The following is a 17,713-nucleotide window of genomic DNA, read 5'->3' as shown; positions in this document are numbered from 1 at the left end:
AAATTTCAATATGAGTACTACTTTGCCATCCCTTATTAGGATTGTCAAGGATACAAAGCAAAGAGACACAGGAACTGGTGCCTGTGCCTCTCTCATACATCTATATAGCCACTTTGAATGTGAACATTATGGTAGCAGAAGAACTTGACCTTCTTTCAACGAACTGCTTGTCAGATGGTTGAAAGATTTGATTTTCTCCGTGTAAGAACGTGTGTTCTCACCTTTCTTCAAATGAGAGCTAGCAATATCCCAAAGGGTATCACCACTTTGAACAACAACCTTCACTTGTGGTGTAGATTTAGCAATCGGTTGTACGGAAGGAGTCGTAGACGCAGTCGATGCGCCTTCACCTGCATAGGCTTGTACGATCGCACCAAACGAAAACACGGTACCAAGAATAGCTGCTATCAGTATGAAACGAAGTAGTAGTTTCGTATAACCTCGTTTAATTGTCATCCCTTTGGATGAATGAGCAGAACCTTGAAGTGTTGTTGTTGTGTTCGATTGTGAATAAGCCATATACATATTAATCATCTCCCAAACGTTTGTTCTGGTATTAGAATAACACGAACACATGTTTGAGTCAAGGGATTGTTCGAACTTATGTTTGTACGAACTCGAGTTCTATGTTATACTTTGGGTAATGATTCCCAGTATTGGAGTGATATCTTATGAGTAAAATTTCCCAGCGTCAACAAGCAATAATGGAATTCATTAAGAATGAAGTGAAAGATAAGGGCTATCCGCCATCCGTTCGTGAAATCGGCGAAGCGGTTGGACTAGCATCCAGTTCTACCGTACATGGTCATTTGGAACGTCTTGAGAAAAAGGGTATGATTCGTCGAGACCCCACCAAACCACGTGCGATCGAAATCCTAGGGCTTGATGGCGCCGAATCCCAATTCGCAGTTTCCGTCGCCCGTGTTCCCCTCGTTGGTAAAGTAACGGCTGGTGTTCCAATCACAGCCACTGAGAATATCGAAGATTACTTCCCTCTCCCTGTTAGCATGGTCGGTGACAACAATGTGTTCATGCTTAGCATCATGGGTGACAGTATGATTGAAGCCGGTATCCACAATGGTGACTATGTCATCGTTAAGCAACAACAAACAGCGAATAACGGCGATATCGTTGTCGCGATGACAGAAGACGATGAAGCTACCGTCAAACGATTCTACAAAGAGAAGGATCATATCCGCCTTCAACCCGAGAATTCCGCTCTACAACCAATTCTATTGAAGAATGTCACCATTCTTGGTCGTGTTATTGGATTGTTCCGTGATATGTAGATCACAACACGCAAAAAGCAAAGCCCTCAAGAGATCAACCTCTTGAGGGCCTTGCTTTTTCATTATCTTTTCCTACCATTATTAAAATTAGAACGTCAAAACCCAGTTCCCCGCACGGAAAATTGGTTCAATGGATCCGTCAGCAAACTCACCATCGATCTCCATCTCCGCGGAACCAATCATGAAATCCACATGAATCAAAGAACTGTTCCCGCCATGCTCTTTTAATTCTTCATTTGTCATCGTTGTCCCGCCCTGCAAATTGATTGGGTAACAGCTTCCCAAAGCCAAGTGACAGGAGGCATTCTCATCGATGCCCGTATTATAAAAGATGCGATTCAGGTTCGAAATTGGGGAATCGAATGGTACAAGGGCTACTTCGCCTAAATATCGAGCACCTTCATCCATATCCAGCAAACGTGCCAAATGCTCATAGCCAACCTCTGCTTGGAAATCCACGACCTTACCCGCTTCGAATCTAAATGAAAAACGATCTACCAAAGCCCCATTTACATTCAGTGGCTTCGTACTCGCAACCGTCCCATCTACACCTGTTCGATTAGGCAATGTGAATACTTCCTCCGTTGGCATGTTGGCCACATAACGGATGCCTCTAGCGTTCCCTTTGTCTCCGCCTAGCCAAATATGTCCTTCAGGCAGCTCAACACGCAGATCCGTGCCTACTGCCCGATAACGAAGTGCTTTATAGTTGCGAGCATTAAGCACCTTACGAGTGGCTTTCAGCGTGTCCAGATGTGTCCGCCAAGCTGCAATCGGATCCTCTTCGTAGACGCGATTGATCTTAAAAACAGCATCCCACATCGCAGGAACACGCTGCTCTTCTGGCAGATCTGCAAACACAATAGATGCCCATGCTTCAGTTGGCGCTTTAATTAAACACCAGCTAAACTCGCCTGTACGCACATAGTGCTGATACTTAGCTCTCGCAGTTGAGGCTGCTTTGGAAGCTCTAGAAATCAAAGCAGCATCAATGCCATCATAGAGATTTGGGTTCGGCACCTTAATGTTCAACAAGGCTCCGCCGTTTTCGACGAAACGTTCCAACATCGTTGTATACCATTCCGGATAGTAGTCCATTGTCTCATCTGAGGCATAATCAAACTTACTGCGTGTGACAACATCATCCTGCCAATGCACATGGACATAATTCGCGCCAGCTTCATAAGCTTTCTGTACGATCAGTCTTGTCAGATCCAATGTTTCTATAGGAGCTTCGACCAATAGATCTTGCCCTTTATTCAAGTTAACGCCAATCCGAATCACTAGCTCTGCGTACTTTTCCAAATTACGATTAAAATGTTCCATGTTACTCGTCTCCTTCGCATGAAAAAGCCCATCAGTTCTCCATATCGGGACTGACGGGCTTTTCTTATCTAGTTGTCATTAGCTATCAAGGTTATTACTCAATTCTAGTACAGGGACAGATATTGATCTCTTTCCCATTGGTGAACTTGTGTACGGTACATATCCCACTCAATTTCTTTCAATTCATAGAAATGAGCAAGGGCATGCTCGCCAAGCGTATCGCAAACCACATCATCACGAAGCAGCTCGTCTAATGCTTGTTTCAAGTTCAACGGCAAGCTAGGAATACCTTCGCTCTCACGCTCTTCTTCGCTCATCACATAGATGTTGCGATCTGTTGGCGGAGGCAATTGCATTTTGTTCTTAATGCCATCCAAGCCTGCAGCAAGCATAACAGCTAATGCTAGGTAAGGATTCGCCGCTGGATCCGGATTACGAACTTCTACACGTGTGCTTAGACCGCGGGAAGCTGGAATTCGGATCATCGGGCTGCGGTTGCTTGCAGACCAAGCTACATAGCAAGGCGCTTCATAACCAGGCACTAGACGTTTGTATGAGTTTACGGTTGGGTTCGTGATCGCTGCAAAAGAACGCGCATGACGAAGCACACCAGCCATATATTGTCTTGCTACTGTGCTCAAGCCTAATTTATCGCTCTCATCGTAGAATGCGTTCGTCTCACCCTTGAACAAGGATTGGTGACAGTGCATACCGGATCCGTTCATTCCGAACAAAGGCTTCGGCATAAACGTTGCGTGTAAACCATGCTGTCTTGCTACAGTTTTAACAACCAGTTTAAACGTTTGAATTTGATCAGCTGCTTTAATGGCATCTGCGTATTTAAAATCGATTTCGTGCTGACCAGGTGCTACTTCGTGGTGAGAAGCTTCGATTTCAAAGCCCATCTCTTCCAAAGTTAACACGATATCACGACGGCAGTTCTCGCCAAGATCCATCGGTGCCAAATCGAAGTAACCACCTTGGTCATTCAATTCAGTCGTTGGATTGCCTTTATCGTCGGTTTTGAACAAGAAGAATTCCGGTTCTGGACCTACGTTCATAGCCGTGTATCCCATTTCTTCCGCTTGCTTTAACGCATTTTTCAGAATAGCGCGCGGATCGCCAGCAAATGGCGTACCGTCTGGCATGTAAATGTCGCAAATTAAACGCGCTACTTTGCTTTCTGTTACCCATGGGAAAATAACCCATGTATCTAGATCCGGATATAAATACATATCCGATTCTTCGATACGCACATAGCCCTCGATGGAAGAACCATCGAACATCATTTTATTATCAAGCGCTTTCTCAAGTTGGCTTAAAGGAATTTCTACGTTTTTGATGCTTCCCATCAAGTCTGTGAATTGCAAACGGATGAATCGAACGTTTTCTGCTTTCGCGATACGAAGAATATCATCTTTAGTGTAGTTGTTGTTGTAGCTCACGCGTGCATTCTCCTCTCAAATGTAAGCGATGTGACAGGCTATTTGTAAAATCTAGATAGTTGTCCTTGAATCAGTGAAACCTGATCAGGACGTTTACCGCCGCCAATCAATTGTTGCTTAAGCATTTTGTGCAATTGGGAATCAGTTAATTCCTTGCGTTTCACTTCTGTATGCTCGTTAAGAATCGTTGCATCTTCAGAATCCTTATCCACAGGGATGAGAACTTGCTTAATGCCCGCGATATTAACGCCTTTTTCAATCAAATCTTTAATTTCTAGAAGACGTTCCACATCATTAAACGAATAGAGTCGTTGATTACCAGCTGTTCTTGCCGGGATGATCAGTTCATGCTGCTCATAATACCGAATTTGTCTTGCTGTTAAATCAGTCAGCTTCATGACGATCCCAATGGGGAATAACGCCATATTCCTACGTATCTCATCACTCATGCTAATCACTCCTGGTCAGTAAGTACCTCAATCTTATTGTACCGCCCTAACAAAAACGTGTCAAGGAGTGTTAGGTTTGTTCACAGTTTAAATTTTCACAAGAGTCCCTTGTCTTCCATATGTTGGATTGCCGTTAGTACACCTAACTTGCAGTGTGAGTAGGTCAAGCCTCCCTGCATGTACGCGATGTAAGGCTCGCGAATTGGTGCATCAGCTGACAGCTCCAAACTGCCTCCTTGAATGAACGTTCCCGCCGCCATAATGACGGGATGCTCATAGCCAGGCATGTCCCAAGGCTCAGGTGTGACATGCGAATCAACGGCAGCGGCCTTCTGGATGCCCTGCACGAAGGTGATCAAATGCTCCGCGGACGTGAAGCGGATCGCTTGGATCAAATCCGTCCGCTGCGCATCCCAGCGCGGATGGCTTACAAAGCCGAGGTCTTCGAACATCGCTGCGGCGAAGACCGAGCCCTTGACCGCTTGCCCCACCAAATGCGGGGCAAGGAATAGCCCTTGAAACATGGCTCGCGTCGCGCCGAGCATAGCCCCGACCTCGCCCCCGATACCGGGGGCGGTCAGTCGATACGCGGCGAGCTCTACGAGGTCGCGTCGCCCGGCGATATAGCCGCCCGAAGGGGCGATGCCGCCGCCGGGGTTTTTGATCAGCGAGCCGGCCATGAGATCGACGCCAACTTGCGTCGGCTCCCGCTCCTCGGTGAATTCCCCATAGCAATTGTCGACGAAAACAATGAGCTCGGGGTTGATCTCTTTGACGAATCGGACCATTTCGCCGATTTGGTCTACCGTAAACGACGGCCGCCACGAATAGCCGCGTGACCGTTGGATACCGATTACCTTCGTATTCGGTTGAATCGCTGCCTGGATCGCCGGCCAGTCCGGCGAACCATCCTCTAGAAGCGCTACTTCGCTGTAAGGGATCCCAAAGTCTTGTAAAGAGCCTGTCCCATCACCGGGTTTACCAATAACCTTATGCAACGTATCATAGGGCTTACCCGTGATGTAAAGTAAGTGGTCCCCGGGGCGCAACACACCGAACAAGGCAGTCCCAATCGTATGTGTACCCGAAACAAAATGCGGGCGAACAAGGGCTGCTTCTGCCCCCATAGCATCCGCATACACAAGGTCTAGCACTTCCCTGCCCCGATCATTATAGCCATACCCCGTTGAGGAGGTAAAATGATAGTCACTCACTTTATGTGTTTGAAAGGCGCGAATCACCTTCCATTGATTGAGATCAATGGTTTTCTCGATGTGTCGAAAAGCGCTCTCAACACGCTGCTCTGCTTTTTCCATTCTTGCCATGACGTTTTCCCCGAAATGCATCTTAGTTGCTCTCTCCCTCGTTCTCTTCAAACTCTGCCTTCCCTGTTGATTGATCGTAATCAACGAGTAAATAGGCCAGCTTTACATAATCCTCAGTGTTCACACGGACCTTAAACACCATATCTTCCCCATCCACGTCCGTTTCAAGCACTTCACCAATTCGATACATGAGCGCGATGACATCACCTTTATCAGCAGGAATGCGGAACTCCTTACTGTCACCCATTAGTTTATCTTCAATCGTAACACGTAATCGATCAAGATCCTCAGGTGCATAGGCGCTAACTTTCATGAACTCACCTTCAGCAGAAAGCAAGTCCCGGTCTTCTCGCGAAATCAGATCAATTTTATTGAAAACGGTGATCTGTTCCTTCTGATGGGCACCTAATTGCTCTAATACCTCTCCTACAACGCGCATTTGCTCGTTTCGCATCTCTGTGGAGCTATCTACAACATGTAGGATCAAATCAGCCTCATTGGCCTCCTCCAGCGTTGCACGGAACGAAGCGACAAGATCATGCGGTAGATTTTGAATAAATCCAACGGTATCTGTGATCACTATTTCTTTGCCGCTTGGCAGTACCATGGTTCGCGAAGTTGGATCTAAGGTTGCGAACAATTGATCCTCGATATACACATCTGCTTGCGTGAGCTGCTTCAAAAGTGTTGACTTCCCAGCATTGGTATACCCAACTAAAGCAACTTGGAAAACACCACTTTTCTTACGACGTTCTCTATGCAACGTACGGTGACGAACAACTTCCTCCAATTGCGCTTTCAGTTCATCGATGCGTCCGCGAATGTGCCTGCGGTCGGTTTCCAGCTTCGATTCCCCTGGACCTCTCGTCCCGATACCACCACCTAGACGCGACAGGTTTTTACCTTGTCCCGACAATCTTGGCAATAGATAACTCAATTGTGCTAATTCAACTTGAATAATCCCCTCGCGTGTCTTGGCACGCTGCGCGAAAATATCCAAGATCAGCTGCGTTCTATCAATAATTTTCACATCTAACGCGGCTTCCAAATTACGAACCTGTGCACCCGACAACTCTTGATCGAAGATCGCTGTATTCCCGCCAAGTTCCTCTAATAACAGCTTTAACTCTTCGACTTTCCCTTTACCAATGAACCATTTGGTATCCTTGACTTCTTTGTTCTGTGTCATCGTTTCCAATACTTGAACGCCAGCGGTCTCCGCCAGCTTCACCAGCTCTTGCAACGAATATTCAGCCAGAAGCTCATTTTTCTTCTGCTTTTGTGTGATCAGACTGACAAGCACCGCTCTGTCATCGATTTCTTTTTCTACCATATGTGAAGTTGTTTTCATAGACGTCTCCTTTAGTTCCCCGCTAGGCTGAAATGAGCGAAATAAGGCCAATAAGGCCTATTCCTTCATCATTGTGTAGGAAATGAAAGGGAAAGTCAATTTGATGGAGAGGAAAATTCAATTATAACGGACTCACCAACAAAAAAGGCTTGCCCGCCAAGTCTTTAGCCGACTTGGAAGACAAACCTCATGCTATAACGTTTACTCAAATAATGCCTGTCCTAGATAGGATCCTTTAGACGTTACACCAGGCAGCACAGCAAAATAGCCACCACCCGTTGTATCCGTATAAGATAGCATCTTATCGGGTAAGTTCGGGTTGGTTAAACGCTTCTGAATGGACTCAAACTGGGTTTGAATGTTCCGGTTAAAGCAAACAAACAATAGCCCCGCATTAATGCGGCCAACACTATCGAGGTTTTCCATAAAGTTGTAGCCACGACGCAAGATACGCTCACGCTCTGAGTTCTCGCCAGTGCGCGGGTTAGATAACCGAATATGGGAATCAAGAGGGGTCACCTTACCTGCAGCATCTGCAGCAAACTGAGGTGTATCAAATTCAGCCTTGCCATCCATTGGCGCCCCAGATACTTTCTGACGACCAATAATATTTTCTTGTGAAGAATATGATTGTTGATCCCATGTTTCGATTCGCATATGAATGCGACGAACAACCATATACGTACCGCCAGCAAGCCAAGAAGCACCATCACCAGCATCAATCCAAACATTATTTTTCATAAATGTTTCATCTTGCAGAGCCGGATTTGCCGTTCCATCTTTAAAACCAAACAAATTTCGCTTAGTTCCTTCTGCTTTCACACCTAACTGTCCGGTTTGCTGCCAACGCAGATGAGCAACACCACGCGCAGCTTTGGACAAGTTCCGAATCGCATGGAAACAGACTAGGGGATCATCGGAACAAGCTTGCACGACGATATCACCGTGTGTCAGCTGATCTTCCAATGAATCTTTATGGAAAATTGGCATTTCCGTCAAACCTGCCGGTTTGCGCGAACGAAGACCGAAACGGTCAACGCCATCTTTCTCAAAAAGGGATGCCCCAATCGCAAATGTGATCGTCAATTTGCCCGTATCCAGACCGATTTGTTCGCCTGTATCTGTGGGTGGAAATGCGCCATCTTGCGGCTCTACCGCAAGTGGTTTGCCAGCCATCAGCGTCGCTGCCATCTCCGTCCATTTTTTCATCAACTCGCGCAGTTCTTTCACATCGTTTGTCGTTACATCAAAGGCAGCTACATTAGCACTATTCTGCGCTGGTGTAACAACACCCGTTTGATGAGCGCCATAGAAATCTAAGGTTTCATTTAGGGTACTAGCAGACGCTTTTTCCGTTGGTAGAAAGTTATTAGCTTTCCCCATCAATTCTCCCAACACAACGCCCGCAGCACCTGCAGCGGTCATCCCTAAGAAAGCTCGTCGATTCATTTTATCCGACATCCCGCTCAACCTCTTCCTCTTATTTACTTAATGTTCCTGGCATTTTCACAAGCGGTTCCGCTAGTGCTTCTAATTTATTTTTCAAATCAACTTGTTTCGCTTGATCGAGTTTACCGAAATCATTCCAAGTAGGACCAACAGGTGAAAGTGAGTTCATTGTTTCAATAACCGTCGCTAAGCTTTTGCTAATCTTCTCATCCAAAGCCGCGTCTTTTTTCTTCAGCTCAACCTTAACTAGATCGTAGATCGCTTGTGCACCTTCTACGTTTGCACGGATAACAGGCACCGTTGCTCCACTCCAACGCTCTTCTTCACCTGTAATTTTGCTGGATTGCGCTTCTTCCATCAACTCACCAACGCCTGCGATGAAATCAGTAGGTGCAATCGTCGTAGCTGCAATCGCTTGTTGCATTTTCTTGCCATCTTCAAGCAAACGAGCTGCAAATGGTTCAGCATCTTTGACATTTTTCTTAACAAATAATAAGTACTCAATGCGGTGGAATCCAGTAAAGTTAGGATCTTTTTCATTTTTAAAATCATCAACGCGGGCATCCATTACGCCATCAAGCTCACTGAATGTCTCAATGATCGGCTCAATTCTTTCATATGGCATGCGAGCAAGACCATACGCTTCTTTTGCTTTTTTGATATCTCCACTCTTAACAGCTGTGTTCAGTTGATCCAATAAGGTAACCAATTGATTTCCTTGGTCCTGTACATATTTGTTATACGCTTTAGCTGCTTCCTTAAGTGGAGCAGAAGCTTCGATCGTCTCTTTATTTACCGCGCCTTTGTTATCAGCAAATGAAATCGTAAGCTCCGTCAAAGTCGCTTTCAAATTCGTGTTCAAAGCCGTCAATGTCGGGTAGTCCAACTTATCTTCTTTCAAAGCAGCTTCTAGCGGAGTTAAAAATTTCTCAACTTTAAAATATAACTCTGGGAATTTAGGTTTCACTTCATCTTCAAAGCTAGCCCATTGATCTTGAAGCTTGTCTGCAAGTTTCTTAGAATCTTTAACTTTAGCTGCATCTAATTGTGTTTTCAATGTATCAATACTGGAAACTAAGGTTGCTGATCCGTCTTTGAAAGGTACCTTAGCCACTTCTGTTGTTTCTGTTTTACCGCAACCTGCAAGTACTAAAGTTGTTGCTGCAGCTAGAATAATAAGCTGTTGATTTTTTTTCATAGGAAAGACCCTCCACTTTTTCATGTATTATTTATTGGATAATGCCATATTTCTCAACACAATGGTTTTGCGGCGATCCCTGATTACCGCGAAAAGAGCCAGGAACACTAATACAAATTGCGGGATTGCACTCTCTAACGTTGGATACAGAGCAATAGCGTCCCAGCTTGGTACCCAATCTGCCGGTGTTGCTGGTAAATACCCGGCCAATTGAAGCCCATGTACACCCATCCCAGCAAATTTGAAGCAAAGGTAGAATACAAAGAAGCTAGACACCAAGAAGAACGGACGCATCGGGATGCGAAGTCCAATCTTGAGAATCAAGAATGCGACGATTAGCAAAATGCCTACTCCAATGCCAATGCCGCCTAGAAGGGAACCTATTGAAATTGAAGATGCCATACCGATCATAAACAGCACCGTCTCAGTCCCTTCACGGAATACAGCAAGAAAAGCAAGTACACTTAGTGATGCCAAACTACCTGTTGCTAAAGCTTTTACACTTTGATTACGAATATAACTTTGCCAATTTGAAACACTTGATTTGCTGTGCAACCAATAGCTCATGTAAAGAAGCATGAGTGCAGCAAAAACTCCCGTACAACCTGCAATGAGGAAATTGTTATTTCCAAATGCACTGGCAGAGAACAACTGTTGGACGACAATACCAAGTCCGAGACTAACAGCGAGCCCGCCATAAACACCGAACCAAATCCAACGTTTCTTGTCCCCATGACCTGACTTATTCAAGAATCCTAATAGCGCAATAATGACTAATAACGCTTCTAGGCCCTCACGCAGAATAATTGTCGTGGCATCCAACATGGAGTAGCTCGTTTTTGCAGCCAAAGGCTGTAAAGCTGTATGCATACGTTCTATCGTAGTCGCTGCATCCTGCACTTGAGGAGGCGAAGCTGATAACTGGCCGTAGGCAGTAACCATATCCCTCTCCATCGAGGCATACACCTTCGAAGATTGCGCAACAACGATGCCCTCAATGATCAACCAAGAGTTACGCAAGGTTTCGATGCTATCTGTAGCTCCAGCAATATCTTGCTGTTTCAATTGATCCGACGCTTTCTCCAATAAGGTTACAAGCGTGGCAACCGTTACTTCGCCATCACTCTTCGCGGCAGATCCGAATGCATCGAGTTTCCCTTCTATGAAATTCGTGTTCATCGTATGTAGATCTTTCAGTTTCGCTGCAAGCTTCTGAGCATCCACAGGCTGCTTCATCGTTTGCAGTGACGCTTCCCCCATGGCACCTTCAATTTTCTGATAGGCGGCTAATGACTGCTCCTTAATACCATCTTCATAGGACAACCAATTGACTTGAAAAGTTTCAAACAATTTCGTCGCCTGATCCACATTCCCGCTATCCGCGGCTTGAATGGCTTGAACTATACCTTCATCTGCTTTCGCAAGATCATCCTGCGCTTTCGCTCCAACCGTTAAAGGAACAGAAAGAAACAATAATAAGGCAACCAAACTGGAAAGTATGACTTTCCGCATGACTGACAACTCCTTTACCCTCATAAAATCCACCTGTTTTATTTAGAATTAATATTGATAATCATTATCACCAAAATAATCACTCTGTTTATTTTACTCCGTTCCACACATCTGTCAATTGTTTTTATGAAATAAAAAAGCCAATTAACTGGGATCAGTTAATTAGCTTTTTGTGCTGTCATTTAAATTTCACATCTTCCGGACGAATTGACATTAATTCGATCTTGGAAGGTGCGTTCACATATTGGCTCAATAGACGTACGGCTTGATGTCTCATGGCCTTCTCAAGTAGATTTCTTACATATCTCGCGTTGCTAAATGCACGCCAAGTCATCGCTTTTTCCTCCGTGAGGTGTTGCTTGAGCTTCGCGAGGGTTTGCGGCAGGAGAACGTACTCCCGATCCTTTGCCATCAACTCTGTAATTTGAATAAGCTGATCAATTGGATAATCCTCGAACTCAATTTGAATCGGAAAACGAGAAGGAAGTCCTGGGTTCGTTGAAAGGAATTGCTCCATTTCCTCGCTATAGCCAGCCAGAATGAGAATGAACTCATTCTTCTTATCTTCCATCCCTTTCACTAAGGCATCGATCGACTCCTTGCCAAAATCCTTCTCACCGCCACGCGCCAAGCTGTACGCTTCATCAATAAAGAGCACGCCGCCCATCGCTTTTTTCATCAATTCACGCGTTTTTAACGCGGTATGCCCGATGTATTCACCAACAAGGTCTGCACGTTCCACTTCTATAAAATGGCCTTTACTTAGCACACCCATCGCATGAAACATACGGCCCAGCAGGCGAGCTACAGTCGTTTTACCTGTTCCTGGACTGCCTTTAAAGATCATATGGTACACATGAGCATTACTCATGAGACCCGCTTCCGCACGGAAATGAGAAATTTGGAGAAGGGCATAGATTTCATGCACCAGTTCCTTCACATTATCTAACCCAACAAGTCCATTCAGCTCTTTGAAAATATCCGATAGCGGACCCTCCATAGGCGTCCTTTTGCCAGTGTGCAGGGGCTCGGCGTCGGCAAGGGGTGAAGCGCCTGACTGCCCGCCTGAACCCTCAACCGTTCGCCGCTGACTGCCTGCTTCTGGCTGCCGCAAAACGATGTTGATTTGTCTGGATGGCAAGCTTCTACCACTCATGAGGATCACCTCGTTTACATGATGGTTTATTAGTGCGTATCCACCATCCTACGCGCGAGAGGCCCATTTTAGACCGATGAATGTCGTTTAGTTGTAGGTTTGAGTAAGCGTGTAATGCTCGACCACAGGAAATGGATCATAGAAATGATGAAGCAATTGACGCCACTCCTGATATTCAGCCGAACCTCGGAAACCCTGGGTGTGATCCTCCAATGTTTCCCATCTCACGAGCAGTAAATATTTGTTCGAATCTTCCAAACAGGTCTGCAGTTCATGGGAGATGTAGCCTTTCATCGATGATATAATGGCTGATGCTTGACGAAACGCGGCTTCAAATTCGTCGTTTTTCCCTGCGATGACAGGCAATATGGCTACTTCAAGAATCATTGTCTTCACCTCCTTTTTTTAAGCTAACAGCAGTAACGAGATGAACGTTTCATGATCCAAAGCACCAAAGAAACGTTTCAATTCTACACCTGACAGCCGTTCACGCAATGCTGATTCCTCATACCTTGTTCCTTGGAGGATCTCCTCCAGTTCTGCTACATCATGAGCACCAAAGAAATCCCCGTATATTTTGACAAGCTGCAGATGACCTTCTTCAACGGATAAGCGGATATCAATCCGGCCAACGCCTTCGATACGTTTTGCCTGTTGGACCGTGCTTTTGGGGGATTTGCCATAATTCCAATCCCAATTCTGATAGCGTTCTTCCGAAATCTGATGAATTCGCGACCAATCTTCTTCAGTGAGCTGATAAGTCGGCACTTGCTCCGTTTCCACGCCAAATATAGATTGTAACAGTTTAAATCGGAATTGCTCCATCGTTAAAGGCTCTTTCAGGAACTCAACAATATTGGCCACTCGGCTGCGGATGGATTTAATGCCTTTCGATTGAATTTTGTCGGGATCCACTCGAAGCGCTGAGACGACATTCTCCATTTCCGAATCGAACAGGAGCGTGCCATGACTAAACATTCTACCCTTCGTCGCAAATTGGGCATTGCCTGAAATTTTACGCTCACCGACTTGAATATCATTTCGACCGGTCAATTCAGCCGCGATCCCCAGTTCATGCAAGGCTGCAACAACAGGGGCCGTAAACTTTTGAAAATTATGAAAGGAATTGCCGTCATCTTGCGTAATGAAACTAAAATTAAGATTTCCCAAATCATGATAAACAGCCCCACCGCCAGATAAACGTCGGACAACGTGCAGGTTATTCGCTTTGACATATTCAGGATTAATTTCTTCTAAAGTGTTTTGATTCTTACCGATAATAATGGAGGGTTCGTTGATGTAAAAAAGCAAATAACTTTCGCCTGCAGGCAGATGACGCAGGGCATATTCCTCAATGGCCAAATTGATTCTTGGATCGGTAATACCTTCATTATCGATAAATAGCATGGGAGTTCTCCTTCGTTCTACTAAATTAAGTTAACCGTTAAGGTTCGATTTAAAGTTGACATCCCTACGGATGCGTAAAACCGTAACGCTTTCTCATTAAATTCCCAGACATTCAGTTCTAAAGAAACGGCTTCGCGTTCTTTAGCCCAAAGGACAGATGCCTCATAAAGCTTCCGGCCGATACCTTGTCGCTGGTAGCTGGACGAAACCGCCAGTTCATTCAAATATGCGTAGCTGCGTGGAACTAAGGCTTCATAAGTTGGACTTTTTTTCATCTCAAGCATGGCAACACCTACGAGCTCACCAGCGACCTCTGCTACGATGATTTCTTTGTGCGGTTGGTCAGAGAAGCTCCGATACCACCCCATGGCGACAACATGATCTAAACGCGCAAATCGGTCTGGCAGTGCATCCGCATGTTCCTCTTGTCCCTCACGTATGATGCGATTCACGGCGTCGTAATCTTCCCACGTTGCACTTCGTAATTGTAGTTCCAACGGTTCTACCTCCGATATTTGAAGAAATGCTTTTATAAGCAACAAGGAAAGTCGCTGCATATCCTCACATGAAACATATTGAATTTTTATACATATAAATGTATATTTATGTAATGCGATAACCGCGAAGTAGGGGGAACAATTCATGCTAACAAACGTTAATTCATTTGAAAAATTAGATCTAATCGCCGCCAACACCTGGCCAGCCGAACAATGTGCTGCTGTTGAGCACTGGCTCTTACGCGCTTCACAAGGCATTACAAAACGAGCGAACAGTGTCCTTGCCATTGGTTCCTACCCGAAAGCGACCGACTGGCTTGCTCGTGTTGAACAATTTTATCATAATCAGGGGTTACCTGCTATTTTTCATGTAAGTGATGCCTCACCAGCACAACTGGATGATCATTTAATGGCGCAAGGATACGAAATGGATACTCCCTGCCTCATGATGACGGCTGATTGTTCGTCTGTAGCTCAAATTGCGCTTGAACGCTTATCGAATCAATACCCTTCATCGCTCTTACTGGATGTAGAGGTTTCTCCTACCGTGACGAAAGAGTGGCTGGATGCTTTTCTTTTACTTGAGAACTATCCGGAAGCCCGCAGGAGCTTCTATCAGGACTTAAGCGAGCGCATGCCCACTTCGAAAGGGTTCGTCCTTTTGAAGGATCAAGGTCAAATCGTAGCCTTAGGAACTGCCATTGTCGAAGGTGAATGGGCAGGTTTTGTCAATGTCATCGTTCATGAAGATCACCGCGGCAAAGGTTTAGGGTATGCCATTCTTCATGCGTTAACCGCCTGGAGCATACTGCAAGGAGCGACTCAGCAATATTTACAGGTTATCGCAACCAACGTTCCCGCAGTGACTCTATATGAGAAACTTGGTTATCAAACGCAATATGGCTATCATTACCGCGTGAAGTATGATTTAACTGCGCTTGTATCATCCTAACAAAGATTTTCTTAGGATGAAAGGAGACACACGAATGACGACAACGAAGGAAAAACCTGTCTTCCCAGCGCAACATCAGAATCATCAACCTGGCATCGAGGCAGAAATGAACCCACTCCCGGAATTCGAGAAGGGTAGCTACACGCCTGCTGCCAAGCTAAAAGACAAAGTCGCCATCATCACCGGAGGTGATAGCGGCATTGGCCGCGCCGTCGCTGTGGCTTATGCCAAAGAAGGTGCGGATGTCATCATCGTTTACCTGAATGAGCAAGGAGACGCGAAAGAAACGCAGCACCACGTTGAGCAAGCAGGCCGCAAATGCCTGCCTGTGGCTGGAGACATAGGTGATGAAAACTTCTGTAAACAAGTAGTAGCGCAAGCGGTCAAAACTTTCGGTAAGCTTGACATCCTCGTCAACAATGCCGCCGAACAGCACCCACAGAAAAGTATCGCGGACATTACTTCAGCGCAGCTAGAGCGAACTTTTCGAACGAATATTTTCTCATTCTTCTATATGACCCAAGCAGCGCTCCCTCACTTGAAGCCAGGAAGTGCTATCATCAACACAGCATCCATAACGGCCTATCATGGACATGAACAATTGATTGATTATTCAGCGACCAAAGGGGCTATCGTTACGTTCACACGCTCGCTTTCATTGCAGCTTAATGCCAAAGGCATTCGCGTAAACGGTGTTGCGCCAGGTCCCATCTGGACACCCCTCATACCATCCACCTTCACCGCTCAAGAAGTGGAAGTGTTCGGTTCGACTACTCCTATGAAACGAGCAGGACAGCCGAGTGAACTGGCTCCTAGCTATGTATTCTTGGCTAGTGAGGACTCTTCTTATATGGCTGGGCAAATCCTTCACATCAATGGCGGCACTATTGTGAATGGATAATAGAAAAAGCATGACAAGCGAGCGGAAATCACCGCTGCCCTGTCATGCTTTTTTTGATCTATTCTAGGCCCAACTTTAAAAGTAGTTTGGTTCCATACCATTTCGTATAAGCCAACGTTTCTCTTGTATCGTGATAAGGCATGAATAGCACATCCGATTTGGTTGACGAGACGAAAGGGTGACTCAGACCGATTGTTTCTGCAATATCAAGCGAACGTGAGCTATGGAATCGATGAGTGACAATAATGGAGCTCACTAACCCCTTCTCATCCATGATTTGTTTGCTGAAAAGTAAATTCTCGTACGTGCTCGTCGCTTTGGGCTCAACCAAAATGTTTGACCGCGGAATCCCTTGTTTCACCAAATAATCTCTCATACCTTCTGCTTCTGTTAGAAGCGAACCATTATGGTCCAAACCACCTGTAACAATAAGCTGCTTAAAACGTCCTTGCTTGTACAAATCCACGGCTAGATCCAGTCTCTCTTGAAGTCCCGGACTAGGTAAATCCTTGCGCAGTGAAGCACCTAGTACAATCCCAACATCCACTTGTTTCGGCAACGTCTGGTGAGGACCGATCTGTACTTTCCATTGAATAAAGATAATCCAAGCCAACAGCAATACAAATCCGATTAGCATCACTTGAAAAATCCTTACAAAAGTGCGATAAGCCTTAGACGGCGATTTCGCTTTGGACGAATTGGCCTTCCGCTTGGCAGGTGTGGATGCGGGTGTGCTTTGTTTTTTGTTCATGCTAGGCTTAACCGTCATCCTTCCTACTCCTTCTCCAAAAATGCACTGACTTGCCGGAACAATGCGGGTGCATCCTCGCTTAAACAAATCAAATGATCTGATTTGGCGTGCCAATGCAGCTCTCGCTGCCCTCTCAGTCTACTGTAGATGTACCGCGCACTCTGTGGATGAATCACTTGATCTCGCTCCGATTGCGCAACGAACGTTGGCTTATTGACTAAGCTAAGTTCCGGCTTCAAATGCCGAACCAGCCTTGTAAATTGCCAAGTCGCAAGCAGCGGCGTGGATTTAGCTTTTACGAGACTTATTTTACGTTCATACTTCCATTCATCACGGATAACATTCAATAACCTTCCAGGACTCACATAAATGACCGCAGTATTTAGCAAAATGAGTTTCCTCACCGGATACCGGACGGATAAATAGGCGGCCAGCAGGCCTCCCATTGAAAATCCGACCATATCAAACGAGCCATAAGCAGCTGTCATTTGCTCCGCATGCGATTCTGCAGCCTGCACCCAATCTTCCCAACGCGAAGCGTGAAGCTGATGATGGTTCTCCCCATTCCAGGGGAGTATAGGCACCTCACACAGCTGTCCACGCTCTCGTAAATGCCGAGCTAACGGCTCAACCTCATAAGGTCCACCTGTAAATCCATGGAACAAAAGGCATGGTTGTTTCATGAGATCCACTCCTATCCAGCTT

At 45.6% G+C, this 17,713-nt stretch carries 18 protein-coding genes; 3 read left to right on the top strand and 15 right to left on the bottom strand.

Features of this window, described 5'->3' with window-relative positions:
• Positions 1–126 precede the first annotated feature (126 nt).
• Complete coding sequence (locus A8709_RS14575; RefSeq protein ID WP_065853094.1) at positions 127–525, bottom strand: LysM peptidoglycan-binding domain-containing protein; 399 nt, start codon at positions 523–525, stop codon at positions 127–129.
• A 146-nt stretch (positions 526–671) separates the two neighbouring features.
• On the opposite strand from A8709_RS14575, the gene lexA reads away from it, so the two are divergent.
• The gene (gene lexA, locus A8709_RS14570; protein ID WP_065853093.1) at positions 672–1,289 is read left to right on the top strand and encodes a transcriptional repressor LexA; all 618 of its coding nucleotides are present in this window, start codon (positions 672–674) and stop codon (positions 1,287–1,289) included.
• 87 nt (positions 1,290–1,376) lie between these two features.
• On the opposite strand, the gene A8709_RS14565 is transcribed toward lexA, so the two are convergent.
• The 12 genes from A8709_RS14565 to A8709_RS34530 all read right to left on the bottom strand — a co-directional run bounded on the left by A8709_RS14565 (position 1,377) and on the right by A8709_RS34530 (position 14,404).
• Positions 1,377–2,615, bottom strand: a complete 1,239-nt coding sequence (locus A8709_RS14565) for an aminopeptidase (RefSeq protein WP_065853092.1) — start codon at positions 2,613–2,615, stop codon at positions 1,377–1,379.
• Positions 2,616–2,719: 104 nt separating this feature from the next.
• Entirely contained in the window at positions 2,720–4,060 is a 1,341-nt protein-coding gene (glnA, locus tag A8709_RS14560; RefSeq protein WP_065853091.1) for a type I glutamate--ammonia ligase, read from the bottom strand.
• Positions 4,061–4,098: 38 nt separating this feature from the next.
• The gene (locus tag A8709_RS14555) at positions 4,099–4,509 is read right to left on the bottom strand and encodes a MerR family transcriptional regulator (protein WP_047676992.1); all 411 of its coding nucleotides are present in this window, start codon (positions 4,507–4,509) and stop codon (positions 4,099–4,101) included.
• Positions 4,510–4,604: 95 nt separating this feature from the next.
• Entirely contained in the window at positions 4,605–5,825 is a 1,221-nt protein-coding gene (locus A8709_RS14550; protein WP_425262327.1) for a methionine gamma-lyase family protein, read from the bottom strand.
• A gap of 31 nt (positions 5,826–5,856) precedes the next feature.
• A complete protein-coding gene (gene hflX / locus A8709_RS14545; RefSeq protein WP_065853089.1) occupies positions 5,857–7,185 on the bottom strand; it encodes a GTPase HflX in 1,329 nt (442 codons plus the stop codon).
• Between the two features lie 201 nt (positions 7,186–7,386).
• Positions 7,387–8,646: an iron uptake transporter deferrochelatase/peroxidase subunit gene (gene efeB / locus A8709_RS14540; RefSeq protein WP_065853088.1), complete on the bottom strand. Its 1,260-nt coding sequence runs from the start codon at positions 8,644–8,646 to the stop codon at positions 7,387–7,389.
• 19 nt (positions 8,647–8,665) lie between these two features.
• Complete coding sequence (locus tag A8709_RS14535) at positions 8,666–9,832, bottom strand: EfeM/EfeO family lipoprotein (RefSeq protein ID WP_065853087.1); 1,167 nt, start codon at positions 9,830–9,832, stop codon at positions 8,666–8,668.
• A gap of 27 nt (positions 9,833–9,859) precedes the next feature.
• Positions 9,860–11,344: an FTR1 family iron permease gene (locus tag A8709_RS14530; RefSeq protein WP_065853086.1), complete on the bottom strand. Its 1,485-nt coding sequence runs from the start codon at positions 11,342–11,344 to the stop codon at positions 9,860–9,862.
• A gap of 178 nt (positions 11,345–11,522) precedes the next feature.
• Complete coding sequence (locus tag A8709_RS14525) at positions 11,523–12,500, bottom strand: AAA family ATPase (protein ID WP_065853085.1); 978 nt, start codon at positions 12,498–12,500, stop codon at positions 11,523–11,525.
• A gap of 87 nt (positions 12,501–12,587) precedes the next feature.
• On the bottom strand, positions 12,588–12,887 hold the full coding sequence (locus A8709_RS14520; RefSeq protein ID WP_065853084.1) for an antibiotic biosynthesis monooxygenase family protein: 300 nt from the start codon (positions 12,885–12,887) through the stop codon (positions 12,588–12,590).
• Positions 12,888–12,905: 18 nt separating this feature from the next.
• On the bottom strand, positions 12,906–13,907 hold the full coding sequence (lplA, locus tag A8709_RS14515; protein WP_065853083.1) for a lipoate--protein ligase: 1,002 nt from the start codon (positions 13,905–13,907) through the stop codon (positions 12,906–12,908).
• A gap of 20 nt (positions 13,908–13,927) precedes the next feature.
• Positions 13,928–14,404: a GNAT family N-acetyltransferase gene (locus A8709_RS34530; RefSeq protein ID WP_065853082.1), complete on the bottom strand. Its 477-nt coding sequence runs from the start codon at positions 14,402–14,404 to the stop codon at positions 13,928–13,930.
• A gap of 145 nt (positions 14,405–14,549) precedes the next feature.
• On the opposite strand from A8709_RS34530, the gene A8709_RS14505 reads away from it, so the two are divergent.
• Together A8709_RS14505 and A8709_RS14500 are read left to right on the top strand one after the other, a co-directional pair.
• The gene (locus A8709_RS14505) at positions 14,550–15,356 is read left to right on the top strand and encodes a GNAT family N-acetyltransferase (RefSeq protein ID WP_065853081.1); all 807 of its coding nucleotides are present in this window, start codon (positions 14,550–14,552) and stop codon (positions 15,354–15,356) included.
• Between the two features lie 34 nt (positions 15,357–15,390).
• Positions 15,391–16,257: an SDR family oxidoreductase gene (locus A8709_RS14500; RefSeq protein ID WP_065853080.1), complete on the top strand. Its 867-nt coding sequence runs from the start codon at positions 15,391–15,393 to the stop codon at positions 16,255–16,257.
• Positions 16,258–16,315: 58 nt separating this feature from the next.
• Here the strand turns inward: A8709_RS14500 and A8709_RS14495 are convergent, their stop codons facing one another.
• Positions 16,316–17,008, bottom strand: coding sequence for a YdcF family protein (locus A8709_RS14495; protein ID WP_065853370.1), 693 nt, complete (start codon positions 17,006–17,008; stop codon positions 16,316–16,318).
• Between the two features lie 23 nt (positions 17,009–17,031).
• On the bottom strand, positions 17,032–17,691 hold the full coding sequence (locus tag A8709_RS14490) for an alpha/beta hydrolase (protein WP_065853079.1): 660 nt from the start codon (positions 17,689–17,691) through the stop codon (positions 17,032–17,034).
• Between the last annotated feature and the right edge of the window lie 22 nt (positions 17,692–17,713).

The sequence above is a fragment of the Paenibacillus pectinilyticus genome (assembly GCF_001700435.1).
In the GTDB taxonomy this organism is placed as follows: domain Bacteria; phylum Bacillota; class Bacilli; order Paenibacillales; family NBRC-103111; genus Paenibacillus_E; species Paenibacillus_E pectinilyticus.
Note: the sequence above shows the minus strand (reverse complement) of the source record. Positions and strands in the feature narration are given on the sequence as shown.